The organism is Gemmatimonas sp., from assembly GCF_027531815.1.
In the GTDB taxonomy this organism is placed as follows: Bacteria; Gemmatimonadota; Gemmatimonadetes; order Gemmatimonadales; family Gemmatimonadaceae; genus Gemmatimonas.
The window spans coordinates 56,446-71,989 of the sequence record NZ_JAPZSK010000004.1 but is presented as its reverse complement, the minus strand read 5'-3'; the positions used below and the strand labels follow the sequence as shown (position 1 = coordinate 71,989).

Genomic DNA, 15,544 nt, shown 5'->3' with positions numbered 1-15,544 from the left:
GCCCAAGCTTCCCCGCCATGTCGCCCTCCGCCCTGCTGACCGCCGCCCTGCTCGGCCTCGCCGCCACCGCCGGCGCGCAGTCCAGCATTGCGCCGCCCCCCGCCTTCGACGATCCCGATCGCGTGGGTAAACTCACGCGCGCCATCCCGGCGGTCGACAGCGTCATGCGCACGTTCATGGAGCGCACCCGCGCGCCCGGCATTGCCTATGGCCTCGTCGTCGATGGCCGACTGCTGCACGTGGCGGCGCATGGGCTGCGCGAGGTACCCAGTGGCGCGCGGGTGGACACCAGCACGGTGTTCCGCATTGCCAGCATGACCAAGAGCTTCACCGCGCTCGCCATTCTCCAGCTGCGCGACGCGGGCCGCCTGCAGCTCGACGACCCGGCCGAGAAGTACGTCCCGGAGCTGCGATCGCTGCGCTACGCCACCAGCGACGCGCCCCGCATCACCATCCGGCACCTGCTCACGCACGCGGCCGGCTTCCCCGAGGACAACCCCTGGGGTGACCAGCAGCTCGACGCGACCGAGGCCGATCTCTCGCGCCTCATGCGTGCTGGCATTCCCTTCGCGAATGTCTCGGGCGTTGCCTACGAGTACAGCAACTTCGGCTTCGCCATGCTCGGGCGTATCGTCGTGAACGTGAGCGGCGTGCCCTACGCCCGGTACATCACGGACCGGGTGCTGCATCCCCTCGGCATGACCAGCACCACCATGGAAGCGCGTGAGGTGCCCGCCGCACGGCTGGCGCACGGGTATCGCCTGCAGGACGGCCAGTGGCTCGAGGAGCCGCCGCTCCCCGACGGCTCCTTCGGTGCCATGGGCGGCATGCTCACCAGCAGCGCCGATCTGTCGCGCTGGGTGGGGCTCATGCTGAGTGCGTGGCCGGCCCGCGATGGTGCCGAATCGCCGGTGCTCAAGCGCTCGTCGCTGCGCGAGATGCAGCAGCTCTGGCGCTCCGCCGGCGCCACGGCGGCCCGTACGCCCGGCGGCGCGCTGTCGCTCAACGCCGGCGGCTATGCCTACGGCTTGCGCATGTCGCAGAACTGCGAGTTCGCGCACATCGTGGCGCACAGCGGTGGCCTGCCCGGCTTCGGCTCGCAGATGCGCTGGCTCCCCGAGTACGGCGTGGGCATCATCGCGTTGGGCAACCTCACCTACACCGGCTGGAACACGCCCATCGACGAGGCGTTCGCGGCGCTCAAGCGCAGCGGAGGGCTCGTGCCGCGCACCGTGCGGCCGGCACCGGTGCTCACCACCATGCGCGAGCAGGTCACGCGGCTCGTCACCGCCGGCTGGAGCGCGCCGCTGGCCGACAGCATCGCGGCCATGAACCTGTACCGCGACGAAAGCCAATCGCGTCGCGCGGCCGAGCTGGCGCGCCAGGTCCGTGCGGCCGGCGGCAACTGCCGCCCCGACAGCGAGATGTGGGTGGAGAACGCGTTGCGCGGCGAGTGGAAGCTGGCGTGCGCCAGCGGCAATCTCCGCGTGCGCATCACCCTGGCCCCCACCACCCCGGCCCGCGTGCAGTATCTCGCGGTCACCCCCATGCGCCCCGGCGAGCAGATCGGCCCCGCGCCCACCTGTCGGCCCTGAACGTGCGCCCTGCGCGGAGCGGCGAGCCTAGCGCAGCAACTCCGTGCGCAGCAACTCCGCGCGCGGCGGCACCCAACCGGGAATCCACGGTGCGCGCAGAGTGCACGCACCGGCGGGTGGCAGCTCGATTTCGCTGAACCCCCCGCCGCTTACGCCAAAGCGGGCGTCGCTCAGCAGCAGACGCCCGTTGTCCAGCGATTGCCAGACCGGCGCGCGCATGAAATACAGGGCGGCCTCCACCTCGCACCGGGATCGCGCCAGCGCTGCCAGCGACGGCAGCGGCGTGCTCCACGATGATCGCCACGCAACCTTGGCGCTCGGCGAAAACACCGGAGCCCGGTGCGCACGCAAGCCAGCCAGTACATCGCCGCCCACGCGCCCGGTACGAGAGCCTGCGGTGCAGCGCGCCAGCGAACGTGCCGCGGGGAATGGGGCGACGAAGGCGGAACTCACGGTGTACGCGTCCGGGCTGCGGCTCATGACCAGTGCCGACCAGCACCCCCAGTCACCGGGGCCGGGCGTGAGCACCACATCGAGCACGACCGCCTCGCCGCCGCTCCCGACACGACTGGCGGCCACCGCCTCGCGCACACTCGCCTCCGCGGTGCGCGACGCCGCAAAGAACGCCACCGTGATCAACGCCCAGGTACCCATGCCGCTCCATGTGCGCGTGGGCGCGCGCAGCCTCCACTGCACCAGCGGCCACAGCACCGCGAACACCAGCAGCACAGCCACCACCTCGGCAGCCACCTGCCCCAGCAGCAGCACCGCCGCGAGAATGGCAACGAAGCAGAACACCAGCACCGAGCGGCCCAATGCACCCGGACGGTTCCAGTAGAGCGGCGGAATGGCCACCAGCCACAGCCACGGCTCCACGATGAACACCGCATCGCCGTAGTACCAGCGGCCGTTGAGCGGCCAGAAGGGGTGCACGCCGTAGCTGTTCGTCCAGTCGAGCAGGATGTGCGACCACGTTCCCGTTAGCGCCACCAGCAGCAGCACACGTTGCAGCCGTGCGGGCACCAACGCCCCATCACGCCCCGCGTACCACCTGGCCACCAGCCACAGCAGCAGGGCGCTCACCACGGCCCACACCAGCGTGTGCGTGTGCCCGCGATGGTGCAGCAGATACCCCAACGGCCCCATGTCCAGCAGCGGGCCGGAGTAGATGAGGTCGCTGTCCGGAAACTCGGCCGCGACCACGCCCAGCACGCTCAGCGTGCGCCGCTGTCGAGGAGCGACGGTGACCCCGCGTCGCTCCAACCAGTGCACCGCCGCGTCGGCAACGAGCAGTCCTGCAAGTCCGTGCGTAACGTTGTCCACCCCGGCAAATGCATAGGTTCCCCGGCCGCTGTCAACCACCCCCCACGCGCGTCGGGTTCGCCGCCGCCAATCCCGGTCGCCATCACGTCACCACCATATCAGCGGCGCGTCACCGTTCGTCATTGTGGCGGCCGCGGGTCGCGCGCGACGCCGGCAAAGAGAATGGCGCCAGCCAACCGCTCCCGAATGAGAAAGATGAACGGGCGGTTGACGACCACCCCGGCAGGCATGCTGACCGGCACGATCCCGACCGCCGTCACCGCGGCGGCACGCGTCCCCCGTTCCTCCACGGTGACCGCCACCGCGTGCTGGACAAACCCAATCTTGGTCGCGACCGACGGAAAGAGGCGGGGAAACTCGGCCTGATCGCTGAACGCGCGGCTCATGCCCATCGCACTCAGCGCGGGCGACAGGGCCCGCGAGGCGGTCAGCGTGAACTTGGGAAGCACGACCTCCCCGCGCGTTTCCCCGGTGGCCACCAGCGGCGGCAGGCGATCCGCCCCGCCCAGGTACACGGTGGGCGCGCCCCCTACCCGCGACATCATGGGCACCTGCACGACCGTGCCGTTCTCCAGGGTGAACGGGCGGGGGGCGGTGCGGGCCGGATCGAACCGCTCACGCCACGTGCCGGCAAAGTACACGGTGTTCCCAGAACCATCATGAGATCGTCGCTCGGTGTACCCTCGAGAACCCGCGGGATCATGTTGCGCGTGGCCCGCGCCCCCCAGGCGTTCACCGAGTCGTACATGAGCGACGGCGTCGCCAGCGACTGCACCGGCGCGCCGAAAAACACACGCGCGTCACTCACGAAACCGGTGTCCGGCACATTGGGCCGCCGCACCCAGATACCGTTGGCGATCTGCACCGTCACGTTGCCGCTGTCGAGCTGCGGCAGCAGGGTCATGAGGTCGCGGTAGGCCGCGTTGATCTCCGCACGCGGGGCGGCGCCCCATCCCAGCACCTGCGGCATCTGCGCCTGGGTCGTGCCCGCCGACCCCTCCATGGTGAGCCCCAGCGCGAACGACACGCTGAGCGGGGACAGCAGCACGTTGCCTCGCGCCCCCTGATCCACCGCCTTGAGCAGGTCAAAGGCAAAGTGGCTGCCACCGCGCACGGCGAGCAGCGCCACGGCGAGCAGCGCCACGGTGCCCCGCGGGGTGAACCGGGGCTCGCCCGCGCGGCGCAGTGGAGGCGGAGGCGGGGGCGGAGGCGGAGGAGGCAGCAAGTGAAGTCATGCCCTGCCTTACCCCACCACCCCCCGTCCGTCACAACGGTGGATACCGCTGCTTCCACTCCGGGCCGGGCACATGCTCGGTGGCAAGATCCTCCGCCATGGCCACGATCACGTCACGCAGCTCCAGCTGCTCGATCCACCGCGGCGGAATGACGGACATGCCGTGCATGGTACCCAGGATCTGCCCGGTCAGCGCACCAATGACCACGCTGTTGCCGGAGTGATTCACCGCCAGCGTGACCGCCTTCTCGAAGCTCTCCTGCGTGGGCTCGGGGTGACAGAGCGCACAATAGAGTGCCACGGCCAGCGCATCGTGGGCCAGCTTGCCATCCCCCACCTGCTCGAGCTCGAACCATCCGGGGTCGATCCCGGCAAAGCGGACCTGGTTGGCGCGCTCCATGGCATCCCGAATGGTCAGCGTGGGTTCACGCTGCCCCGCGATATAGAGCCCGCGACTGATGGCCGCCTCCACCGCCACCTGGATGGTGGTGCCGTACATGAGCTGCGAGATGATCACCGCCATGTAGCCGCCCGCCACCAGCGCGTGCGGATTGCCGTGCGTGATGCCGGTGATCTCCGAGGCCAGACGAAACGGGTCGTCCTGCGGGAACATCCCCGCCGGGGCACAGCGCACCATGGCGCCGGCCCCCGCCGAGTCGGTGATGGCTTCCTCCGGCGTGCCCAGTCCCGGCCGCTTGAGGGCGATCATGGTGACCTTGTCCGGCTGCCGTTCCACCCACAACGCCGGAATGTCCAGCAGCCAGCCGCGCGCACTATCCAGATGATCGGGCAGTGGCCCCGTGTGACGCTGCGTCATGAGCCAGCGCCGCATCGCGTTGCGCAGGATGGTGGGCGGATAGTACGTGCGATACCCGTGCGACATGACCCGCACGCGCAGCAGCGCCTCGGCGGTGAAGAGCAACAGCTGGGTATCGTCGGTGATCGCCCCCAGCGTGCCGTGCAGCGGCACGAAATCGCGTAGGCCACGCGGACCGAACAGGCCCACGATATCCTTGCTGTTGCGGAACTCCAGCGGCGCGCCCAGCGCATCGGCCACGGCGCCCCCCAGCAAACAGCCCAGCACACGGTCACGCCGATCGGTTTCCGACGCGCGCGTTTCCAGGGAGCGGCGCGGTCCGTACACCATGTGCGGCACATGGTCATGCAAGCCCATACACAACGCCCCGACGGTCAGGTCAATGAGCGCCACCGGCGCCCGTCACCGACTCTCGGGACAGGCGCGGCACGCGTACACGCCCAGTATGCGACGGTCGTCAATAGTGGCGGAGCGCCATTTGGCACATGATCCACACGCCAGGTCGCAAATGCGGCGATTCGTGTCCCAGGAGATGACGTTGCGCTGACGCTCCGCAACGTTTCGCTCATCCGACGAGGACCCACCCGGTCAACTTGGCCTCAGGCCGCGCCATTTCGCGAGAGCGAGATGACGAGGCGCTGACGCGGCAGCGGTTCCGGCTCGTCCATTCCCGCCACCGGTGCCCCCGGGCAGCGCGGCGGTCGCCGAGGCTGCCCAACCCAGGACCAGGTAATCAGGGGGTAATCAGGGGGTAATCAGGGGGGTGGAACCCGGGGGTGACGCTGGAGTATCACCACACCAGAGAGAGGGGCAGGGCCACGGCGGCCGTGGACGGACTCGGAGGGGGGTCCGTTCACGGCCGTTGTGCATCCACTCCGAACGCGTACACGGTGCGCGACGTGCGCCGCTCGCCGGGGCGCAGGATGGTCGAGGGAAACGCCGGCTGGTTGGGGGAGTCGGGAAAGTGCTGCGCTTCCAGGCAGAAGCCGCTGCGCCGCACGTACACGACACCGCGCTTTCCGGTCACGCTCCCATCCAGGACGTTGCCCGTGTAGAACTGCACGCCGGGTTCGGTGGTGGACATCGTCAGAGTGCGCCCGGACACCGGCTCCCGCACCTGCGCCACGCGTCGCAATCCGGCGGCGTCGCCTGTACCGCTCACGACGAAGTTGTGGTCGTAACCGCCACCGTAGCGCAGCTGCTCGTCGTCCGCGTCAATGCGCGCACCAATCGGCTGCGACGTGCGGAAGTCGAATGGCGTGCCGGCCACCGGCTGCAGCACGCCGGTGGGGATGAGCGTGGAGTCCACGGGGGTGAACGCGTTGGCGGCCAGCTGCAGCTCGTGCTCCTGCACCGGCTCCGCACCGTTGCCGCGCAGATTCCAGTACGTATGCTGCGTGAGGTTCACCGGCGTGGCCGCGTCGGTGGTGACCTCGTAGTCGATCACCCAGCGGTTGTCGGCCGTGAGCGTATACGTCACCGTCGCGGTGAGCGTGCCCGGGTACCCCTCGTCACCGTCGCGACTCACATGACGCAGCACGAGACTGTTGTCGGTGGCCTGCAGCACCTGCCAGCGCACCTTGTCGAAACCGGTGAGGCCACCGTGCAGCGCATGCGGGCCGTTGTTCGCCGCGAGCGTGTGCTCCGTGCCGTCGAGCGTAAAGCGTCCCTTGGCAATCCGGTTGCCATAGCGGCCAATCAGGGCACCGAAGTACGGCGAACGGCGCAGGTAGCCCTCCAGATCATCGAAGCCCAGCACCACGTCCTGGCGGGTCCCCTGCCGGTCGGGCGTCTCGAGCGACTGCACGATGCCACCGTAGTCGAGCACCCGCATGGTCACGTCGCCGTTGGCGAGCGTGAACACGTGCACCGTGTCGCCACTGGGGAGCACGCCGAAGGGCGTGCCTCCGTGGCGTGCCGTCGCTGCCGGGGTTGCTGCTGTGCAGGTCACGACCACTCCGCGCGAGGTGGGAAAACAGCGCGGCGCGCCTCCACCAGGAGAGGCGCGCCGCCAATACCGCGATCAGCCGCAATCGGCCACGATCGCGTGACCCTTACATCGCCGGTGCGCGCAAATCCTGCAGCGCCTTCTTGAGCAGGTCGGTCTTCTTGCCATCGCAGCCGCGCGCCCCTTCGGCCGCCGACACCGCGGCGTCGAGCGCGCTGTTGCGCGCCGCCCCGGTGGCCTTCTCGGCCGCCGCGATCTGCGTACGCAGCGCACTCACCGCCGGCGCCGCACACCCCTTGCGCTCCAGCTGGTCGGTGAACGCCTTGGCCAGCGGGAAGCTGGGCGGCCAGGAAATCTTCGGCTGCCCCTGCGCGTTCAGCTCGCTCCACTTCACCGTATTGGCCGCATCGATCTCGTTCTGCGAGATGTGCTCGCTGGGCACGAGCTGCGCCACGTCCAGGCCGCGCGCAATCTCCGAGCTCACGATGTTGCCGTTGTACCAGTACACCGACCACGAGCCACCCATCTGCATGCGGGTCCCGTCCACCGGGCCGCGGTCGAAGCTCGCAATTTCCTTCGGGTTCTGCGTGTCCGTCCAGTCGAACACCGAGATGCCGCCCTGATACCAGGCCTGCACCATGATGTCACGCCCGGGGATCGGGATGAGCGACCCGTTGTGCGCCACGCAGTTCTCGTTCGACGTCTGGTACGTGGGAATCTTGTAGTAGCTGCGGAACTTGAGCTGCTTCTTGCCGGTCTGCGGGTTGGGCACGATGTCGAAGATCGCGTTCGCGCCCCACTCCGGCTTGTCGCCGGCACGGCACTTGGGCGCGCCGCCGCCGCCCCACTCGTCGCTGAACAGCATCGCGGTGCCATCGTTGTTGAACGTGGCCGAATGCCAGTAGGCGAAGTTCGAGTCGGCCGCGGCGTCGAGGCGCACCGGGTTCACCGGGTCGCTGATGTCCATGAGAATGCCGTGCCCTTCACACGCGCCACCGGCCAGGCCGAGCGCCGGGTACACCGTGATGTCGTGGCACTGCGAGCGCTCGCTCACTTCACCGCTGTTGGCGTTGCCGCCGGCCGGGTTGGCGAAGATGCGGTTCATGGCGGCCTGCACGAGCGGACGCGCCGCGGCGCTGTCGGCCCCGTTGGGCGTGCTGGCGCCGCGCGCCTTGGCCAGGCTGTCGAGCAGCGGACGCACGAGCTGCCCCGGCGCCACCATGTCCGCGCCACTCTGCGGGTTCTTGGCAATGAAGGCCCCGGCCGCGCGGGCCGCCGCCAGCTGCTGCGTCGCCGCCGCCTTGTCGGCGTCGGACAGACCGTGACGCGGCGGCTCCTTGAGCCCCGCAAAGATGTTCGCACGCCCCACGACCGCCGCCTTGGCAGGATCGGCCAGCGGCACCTTGATGATTTCGATGCGCAGGCGCGACGAGTTGGGATCGTTCGCCGACACATCACCCGCGCAGCCGGCGAGCTCCGTGCTCGGGCGAATGCCCGACGAACCGGAGACGTAGATGTAGACGTTCTCGCGGTCCTTCGGGTCTTCCAGCACCGTGTGCGTGTGCGAGCCGCGGCACGTCTGCACGTTGGCCACGAGCTTGGGCTCGCGGATGTTGCTGATGTCGAAAACGCGCACGCCACGCATGCGCTCCTTGCTCACCGCCTCGCGCACGCCGCCCGGCTTGCAGTCGATGCGGCCGTTCTGCGCCTCGGCCGACAGGAACATGAGGTTCTTGTACACCGAGACGTCGTTCTGCGACGCCGGGCACTCGTAGGCCACCACGAGCTTCGGGCTCGACGGGTTGCTGACATCCCACACCACGGGGCCGTTGTAGTTGCCCTGAATGACGTAGTTGCCCGTGAAGGCGAGGTCGGAGTTGGTGATGCCCAGGAAGCCGTTGGGCGACACCGCCTTGCCCACGACCTTCATGTTCGACGTGAACTCACCGGCGTCGAACAGACCGGCCTTGAGGTCGTTGCGCGGGTCCATCGCCGGATTGGCCGCCGTCTGCGGCTTCTTGGCTGGCGCGCAGGCCGCGAGCGCCATGGCAGCGCCCGCGAACACGACGCGTGGTGTGGAGAAGTTCATGCGTTGCTTGAGGAAGGAGGTAAGGGGGGAGTGAAGAGGGTCGGATGCCGGGAACATGCTGCCTCCCGTCTGCCGTCTGTGGTTCCTGCCGTCTGCCGTCTGCTGTTGCGTTACCGAGTCCCGCGGCGCACACCCACGCTCACGCCGGCGGCACCCAGCCGCGCTCCAGCATCATGGTGTACATGCGCTTGATCTCGGTGCTCTGGTCCACTTCCACGTCGTTGGCGAACTTGAAGATCGTTTCGTCCTGGCCAGCGCCATCGCTCGTGAAGAGCTCCTTCACCATCGTCACCGCGCCGCGGTGATGCAGGATCATGAAGGTGAGGAAGAGCCGGTCGAAGTCCGCCCCACGCGCCGCGTCGAGCTCCTTGAGCTGGGCATCGCTCAACATGCCCGGCATCATCATGCCACCCATGCCCGGCATGGTGTGGCCGGCGTGCATGGCATGCATGTCGTGGCCACCGGCACCGGACGGCATGGTCACGGCCCCGGTGGAATCCACCGTGGGTACCGGCTGCAACCGATCCTTGAGCCACGTCTGCATGAGGTGGATCTCGTCGGTCTGCGCGTTGATGATGCGCGCCGTGAGGCGCTGCACCGCGGCGTCGGCACCGTGCGAGACGGCCCACCGCGAGATCACGATGGCCTGGGCATGATGGTGAATCATCCCCGTCATGAAGTCGATATCGGCCTTGGTGTACGGGTACCGCAGACTGTCGGCGCGCGCGCGCGCGATGGCGCCCGCGTCGCCCGGCTGGAAACGCAGGTCGCGCCCCACGCCGGCCGTGGCGCTGGCACAACCGCTCAGAATGGTGCCGCCGAGCACCAGCGCCAACAGGAGCGGCGACGAAGAGGGGAATCGGGTGGGTGTCATGACAGAGTTGGTGGGTCGACCGACCTGATGATTCAACGCAGTGGCCACCGGGAACGCTAGCGGGCAGACCGCTCAGCGCGCCGGACGTCGCGCCCTGCGGTCGCGCTCGCTTCCGCACGTAATGGCCTTCGAAAAGCGCGCCCGGGGCTTGAGGATATACCCGTCTGCCAGCTGCGTGTCCCCGGGGGTCCGGGCCGCCGCATACCGGGCAACGCACGGCTCCCAGAGGGCATCGTCCATGGCGTCGGTCACCGGCCGCGGCACCCCCCGCACCAGCCACCAGGCGGTGACCAGGCAAATTGCCAGCAACAGGAACGCGAATGGGCGCGGCATGACTACAACTCTCTCCCCCTCCCGCCGCCGGAGCAACCGCCATATCCTGCCGCCATGACCGATTCGTCAGTGCCCCCCGATCAGGTGGCGGCCGCCGCCGATGCCTTCACGCTCTTCGACCTGCGCGTGGACGTGATTGCCACCGACCGTCCCATGGTGTGCAACCACCGGGCGGGGGATTTCTTCACGCTGCGCGGCGAGAATCTGGAGTTCCCGCCGGGGCAGACGTTCCCGCTCTATCCGCTCGCGGCGCTGCTGCCGCTGCTCCCCGCCAAACAGCGCCCCACCCACCCGAACGACTGGATGACCACCGACGCCGACATCGCGTGCCCCGATCCGCACTGCGGCGGTCGCTTTCGCATCACGCGCATCGGTTCCAGCACCTTCCGCCACGCCGACGTCACGCTGGTCCCGCTGCCGAGTCCACAGCCGTGAGCGTCGTGCCCCAGCAGATGCTCGCGCCCGGGTACGCCATTCCGCGGCTCATCAAGGGCGGGTGGCAGCTCGCCGGCGGGCACGGGCCGGTGGACCGCCAGCGTGCCATCGCCGACATGATGGCCTTTGCCGAAGCCGGCATCACGGCCTTCGATTGTGCCGACATCTACACCGGCGTGGAGGAGCTCATTGGCGAGTTCCTGCGCGCCTGGCGAGAGCGGCATGGGCCCAACGCCCCGCCGGTGCGCGTGCACACCAAGTGCGTGCCCGATCGCGACCTGCTGCCCGTGCTCACCTTCGCGCACGTCGAGGCGCTCATCGATCGGTCGCTGCGGCGGCTCGGCGTGGACACGCTCGACCTCGTGCAGTTTCACTGGTGGGACTACTCGGCGCCGCGCTGGCTGGACGCGGCGGGGCACCTGGCCACGCTGCAGCGAGCCGGCAAGATCCGGCACATCGGCCTCACCAACTTCGATACGGCGCATGTGCGGGCCATCGTCGAGGCGGGCGTGCCGGTGGTCTCGCATCAGGTGCAGGCCTCGCTGCTCGACCGCCGCGCGTTGCGCGACATGGCCACCTTCTGCCGCGCCCATCAGATCGGACTGCTGGCCTACGGTGCGCTGGCGGGCGGGTTCTTTCACGAGCGCTGGCGTGGGGTACCGGCACCAGCCGAACCGCTCGAGAATCGTTCGCTGGTGAAATACCGGCTCATCATCGAGGAGTTCGGCGGCTGGCACGCCTTTCAGCAGCTGCTCGAGTGCCTCGCGCAGGTGGCGACGGCGCATGACACCACCATTGGTGCCGTGGCCATGCGCCTCATGCTCGACGAACCGGACATCACCGCCGTCATCGTGGGTGCACGGCACGCCGCACATTTGGCATCCACCTGCGCCGCGCTCACGCTCACGCTGCACGACGACCAGCGCCGCGCCATTCTGGCGCTCGTGCACGCCGCGCCCGGCCCCGGCGGCGATGTGTACACCCTCGAGCGCGATCCCGGCGGTCCGCACGCGGGGATCATGCGCTACAACCTCAACACCGCCACCGCCCCGTAAGCACGCCACGCGCTGGCGCGGCACAGCACCCAGGCGCGGCTACAGTTCGCCCCGATCCACGCGCTCCTGACGCTCACGCGCCAAGGCCCAGTCCACCGTGGGCGCCACCTGATGGTCGGCAAGCGCCAGCGACGCCAGGGCGCGTTCAACAACGGGCGCTCCAAGCGCCGGCGGCAGTCGGCGCCCGAACGACAGCTCCGCGCGGCGGCACAGGCGCTCCTCGCGCGCCATGTCGTCGGCCGCCGGGACACCACGCCCGACCCGCGCCCGGAACGCATGCACCCGCGCATGCACCCCCTCATGCAGGATGCTCGACGCCACCGGCGCCGCACTGATGTCACGGCGCGCCAGAAACGTGAGTTCGGTGAGGATGACCCGCTCGCCGGGGAGAAAGGCGCCGCGGGTGGGGAAACGCTCCACACGGATGGCACGCACATCCCGCTGCATGTGCCGCAGCCGCTCCGGTGCGTACGTGGCCACCAGCGCCAGCGACTCGGTGAGCCGTTCGAGGATCGCGTCGTCGACGATCGCGGGCTGCGTGTTGCGCAGCTCCACCGGAATGCCGTACACCACGAGCGGTGCCGCGCGCGCATTGGCACCAAGGAGCTGCGAGAACCACGAGGCCATCTCGCAATCTAGCCCCTGCCGCCATGCGCGACACGGCAAAGGCCTTCTGTTCCGGGGTGGCCGACTCCTCACGGAACGGCGTGGCCGTGTCCAGCGCATGGAGTGAATCGACGTACTGATTCGTGCGCTGCAGATACGTCACGACCGCCCCCCGCACATTGTCAAACACCTGTGGCGCCGCGGTGGCCGCCGCGCGCAGGTCGGCCTCCGTGACGTGCGCCTGCACGAACTGCGACTCGAAGCGGCCGTGAAACCGGGCGTCGGTGGTGTAGCCCCTGGGATTCTCTCCCACCCAGCCGTTGAAGTGCTTCGTGGTGTGATGCGGATTGGACCCGTCAGCCACATAATGCCCCAGCAGGCCCGCGTCGTCGATGATGCGCTGCTCGATCCACGCGCGCACCGTGCTGTCGGGCGCCACGCGCCACAGCCGGAAGCTGTTGCGCAACCGCGAGACGTATTCGAGCATCGTGAAGGGCAGCACCCCCATGACCTGCGGCGACACGCCGAACGCGCGCAAGGAGTCGGCAAAGCCCCACCGGTCGCGCGCCGCCAGGGCGCGCGCCAGCGGCTCGCTGGTCACGAGGTCGCTGTCGATGAAGTGTTCCGGCGAGGAGCCGCCTTCGAGCGCGAGGTCGCGCTGGCGTTCCGCCCGATTCTTCCAGCGGTCGGGCTCCGGGTTGAGATACGCCAACCGTGGCGCTGCCTCGCGAAAGAACGCCGGCATGTCTGCGGGCATGGTCGTGGCGGCCACCAGACCAATGAGCCGATGGCCATGATCGCCCCAGGCATTCAGTGGACGCGGAACGAGCAGCGACGCGAACGCGACCAGCGCCACCACCGACAGGACGAGCGGCATCGCGCGGAGGGGGCCCAACGCGCAGCGCGGCGAACGGAGCGAGACATGATGAATCCTGGTGACGAAACCGCTGGAGGGCAGCAACGGCCACGGGGCACCGACCGGTGGCACTGTGGCACCGTGGTACCCGACAGCGTGGAAGGTATCCCATGCTCATGCACCGCACGGCCGCCTCGTTCGGCAAGGATCAGCGCCAGCGCTTCCGCCCCGGTGGGCCCCTCACGAGCTGGGCGCTCGGACTGCGCCCCCCGTGAGCACGCGGTCCACGACGTCGCAGGCGGTACCCACACCGTCTTCGCCCTGCACCACCGCGGCCCGCGCCCGTGCGCGCTCCCCATACGACGGCGTATCGAGCAGCGCGCGCAACTCGGCCGCCACCCGCGGGCCGCGGTAGCGCGTCGGATACACGGTGCGCGCCACGCCCATCCGCGTCAGGCGCCAGGCGTTGTCGGGCTGATCGTTGGCGTGGGGTACCGCCAGCTGCGGCACCGCCGAGGCGAGCGCGGTCCCCAATGTCCCCATGCCGCACGGATGCACCACCGCTGCGGCACGCGGAAAGAGTTGGGAATGCGGGGCGGCGTCCACCACGAGCGCGCGGTCGGTAGCCAGGCGCGCTACCCGCGGCAGCTCCTTGCGTCCCACCAGCAGCACCCCGCGCCGGCCCAGCCGCTGCAGGGCCTCGAGACTCTCGTCCCAGAAGCGCCCCGCCATTTCCACCGCCGAGCTGCCCAGCGTGAACACCAGCGGCGGATCGCCGGCGCGCAGAAACGCCTCGAGCGCCGGCGAGAGCGCCTCGCCGTGCGGGGCATCGTAGCGCAGCTGTCCCGTGATGGTGACCTGCGCGGGATAGTCGGGGTACGGCCCCCCGAACACCCGGGAGTACAGCGCCAGCACCGCATACGGCGAATGCTGCCCCTCGAACAGCAGGTCCTTGCTGCGCGGCAACCCCAGCGACGCGCGGAATTGTTGCACCGGCTCCATCCACCGCGCCGCCACCTGACGACCACCGCCGGCAATCCAATCGGCGTAGCGCAGATGTACCGCATACGGCACATGACGCAGCCACGGCGCCATGGGGGGCAGAATGGGGTCGTGCGCCGACATGAAGTTGAGCGGCGAGAGCACCGTGCTCACCCACGGCAGGCGCTGCTGCGCCATCACGATGGGCGCCGCGAGGGCTCCCGGATGGGTGACCACGAGATCGGCCCCCTGCACCGCCGCCGTGAGCCGCTCGTGCGCCTCACCCAGCGACGGAATGAGCACCTCGCGAAAAATCGCTTCGGCGCCGCGATACGGATGCAGGCACTTGCGCACCATCTCCGGATCGAGCGCCGGGTCGGCGTCGGGGGCCCCCGGCGCGAACCCCAGCCCCGCCTGGCGAATGACCGGCTCGTAGTACGGCGGCATGCACAGCACCGGCTCGTGCCCGCGTGCGCGCAGCCCGAGACCGAGCGCCAGGTAGGGGTTCACATCGCCGAACGAACCCCAGGTGGTAATGACGATTCGAGCCATGCCGATCAACGAGTGACGCCCAGCCTGGTTCCGATCGCCAACGCGATTACCCCACCTGCGCCCCGGCGACGTCCCAGTTGATGCGGGCCAGCAACGCGTCCACGTAGTCGGCGCGGCGGTTCTGGTACCTGAGGTAGTACGCGTGCTCCCACACGTCGATCCCCACGATGGGCAGCTCCCCCTCGAGCAGCGGCGAGTCCTGATTGGGGAGCCCGCGCACCGCCAGACGATTCGTGGCCGTCTTCACCAGCCACGCCCAGCCGCTGCCGAACTGCCCCACGGCCGCGGTCTTCATCGCCGCCTTGAGTGCCGCCACCGACTCGAAGTCGCGCGTGATCATCTCCGCCAGCCGCCCGGTGGGCGCGGCGGCCGACGCGGCGCCCGGCGCCAGCAAATTCCAGAAGAGCGCGTGATTGGCGTGCCCGCCGCCGTTGTTGCGAATGGCCGTCTGCACCGCGGCGGGCCAGCGCCGCAGCCCCATGAGCAGTTCACCCAGCGTGTACTGGTGCAGCGCACTCTGGGAGGCGAGCGCGTTGTTGAGGTTCGTCACGTACGCCGCATGATGCCGGTCGTGATGAATGCCCATCGTCTGCGCATCCACCGCCGGCTCCACCGCATTGGCGGCATACGGCAACGGGGGCAGCGTGAAGGGGTACGTCTGGTTGAGCACCGCGTCGGGCGCGAATGGCCCCGACTCGATGGCGGGCAACGCCCGTGCCGGCACCGCGACCAGCCCCGACAACGCCACGCCCGCCACCGCACCCGCCCCCTGCTGCAAGAATCCGCGACGATCCATCGATACTCCCACGCTGTGAAAATGGCGAAACCCACCGACCATCCCGTGCC

Annotated in this window: 15 protein-coding genes; 3 read left to right on the top strand and 12 right to left on the bottom strand. The window is 69.3% G+C overall.

Going from position 1 to position 15,544, the window contains the following annotated elements:
• Nucleotides 1-17: 17 nt before the first annotated feature.
• Nucleotides 18-1,595: a serine hydrolase domain-containing protein gene (locus O9271_RS04125; RefSeq protein ID WP_298266349.1), complete on the top strand. Its 1,578-nt coding sequence runs from the start codon at nt 18-20 to the stop codon at nt 1,593-1,595.
• A 27-nt stretch (nt 1,596-1,622) separates the two neighbouring features.
• Here the strand turns inward: O9271_RS04125 and O9271_RS04120 are convergent, their stop codons facing one another.
• The 8 genes from O9271_RS04120 to O9271_RS04085 all read right to left on the bottom strand — a co-directional run bounded on the left by O9271_RS04120 (nt 1,623) and on the right by O9271_RS04085 (nt 10,213).
• Nucleotides 1,623-2,918: a metal-dependent hydrolase gene (locus O9271_RS04120; protein WP_298266348.1), complete on the bottom strand. Its 1,296-nt coding sequence runs from the start codon at nt 2,916-2,918 to the stop codon at nt 1,623-1,625.
• 119 nt (nt 2,919-3,037) lie between these two features.
• Complete coding sequence (locus O9271_RS04115; protein ID WP_298266347.1) at nt 3,038-3,475, bottom strand: serpin family protein; 438 nt, start codon at nt 3,473-3,475, stop codon at nt 3,038-3,040.
• Nucleotides 3,460-4,062: a serpin family protein gene (locus O9271_RS04110; protein ID WP_298266346.1), complete on the bottom strand. Its 603-nt coding sequence runs from the start codon at nt 4,060-4,062 to the stop codon at nt 3,460-3,462. The genes O9271_RS04115 and O9271_RS04110 overlap by 16 nt, the downstream gene beginning before the upstream one ends.
• Before the next feature lie 121 nt (nt 4,063-4,183).
• Nucleotides 4,184-5,362: an ADP-ribosylglycohydrolase family protein gene (locus O9271_RS04105; RefSeq protein WP_298266345.1), complete on the bottom strand. Its 1,179-nt coding sequence runs from the start codon at nt 5,360-5,362 to the stop codon at nt 4,184-4,186.
• 460 nt (nt 5,363-5,822) lie between these two features.
• The gene (locus O9271_RS04100; protein WP_298266344.1) at nt 5,823-6,920 is read right to left on the bottom strand and encodes an aldose epimerase family protein; all 1,098 of its coding nucleotides are present in this window, start codon (nt 6,918-6,920) and stop codon (nt 5,823-5,825) included.
• A gap of 103 nt (nt 6,921-7,023) precedes the next feature.
• Complete coding sequence (locus O9271_RS04095) at nt 7,024-9,063, bottom strand: hypothetical protein (protein ID WP_298266343.1); 2,040 nt, start codon at nt 9,061-9,063, stop codon at nt 7,024-7,026.
• Nucleotides 9,064-9,145: 82 nt separating this feature from the next.
• On the bottom strand, nt 9,146-9,880 hold the full coding sequence (locus O9271_RS04090; protein ID WP_298266342.1) for a DUF305 domain-containing protein: 735 nt from the start codon (nt 9,878-9,880) through the stop codon (nt 9,146-9,148).
• Between the two features lie 72 nt (nt 9,881-9,952).
• Nucleotides 9,953-10,213 (bottom strand): hypothetical protein, encoded by a 261-nt coding sequence (locus O9271_RS04085; RefSeq protein ID WP_298266341.1) that lies wholly within the window; start codon nt 10,211-10,213, stop codon nt 9,953-9,955.
• 54 nt (nt 10,214-10,267) lie between these two features.
• Between O9271_RS04085 and O9271_RS04080 the strand changes: the two genes are divergently transcribed.
• On the top strand, nt 10,268-10,648 hold the full coding sequence (locus O9271_RS04080; RefSeq protein WP_298266340.1) for a TIGR04076 family protein: 381 nt from the start codon (nt 10,268-10,270) through the stop codon (nt 10,646-10,648).
• Nucleotides 10,645-11,703: an aldo/keto reductase gene (locus tag O9271_RS04075; RefSeq protein WP_298266339.1), complete on the top strand. Its 1,059-nt coding sequence runs from the start codon at nt 10,645-10,647 to the stop codon at nt 11,701-11,703. Before O9271_RS04080 ends, O9271_RS04075 begins: the two co-directional genes overlap by 4 nt.
• A gap of 39 nt (nt 11,704-11,742) precedes the next feature.
• On the opposite strand, the gene O9271_RS04070 is transcribed toward O9271_RS04075, so the two are convergent.
• The 4 genes from O9271_RS04070 to O9271_RS04055 form a co-directional block, all read right to left on the bottom strand.
• Nucleotides 11,743-12,123: a hypothetical protein gene (locus O9271_RS04070; protein ID WP_298266338.1), complete on the bottom strand. Its 381-nt coding sequence runs from the start codon at nt 12,121-12,123 to the stop codon at nt 11,743-11,745.
• A complete protein-coding gene (locus O9271_RS04065; RefSeq protein ID WP_298266337.1) occupies nt 12,041-13,186 on the bottom strand; it encodes a hypothetical protein in 1,146 nt (381 codons plus the stop codon). Before O9271_RS04065 ends, O9271_RS04070 begins: the two co-directional genes overlap by 83 nt.
• 219 nt (nt 13,187-13,405) lie before the next feature.
• Nucleotides 13,406-14,698: a glycosyltransferase gene (locus tag O9271_RS04060; protein ID WP_298266336.1), complete on the bottom strand. Its 1,293-nt coding sequence runs from the start codon at nt 14,696-14,698 to the stop codon at nt 13,406-13,408.
• Nucleotides 14,699-14,744: 46 nt separating this feature from the next.
• Nucleotides 14,745-15,494: a superoxide dismutase gene (locus O9271_RS04055; protein ID WP_298266335.1), complete on the bottom strand. Its 750-nt coding sequence runs from the start codon at nt 15,492-15,494 to the stop codon at nt 14,745-14,747.
• Between the last annotated feature and the right edge of the window lie 50 nt (nt 15,495-15,544).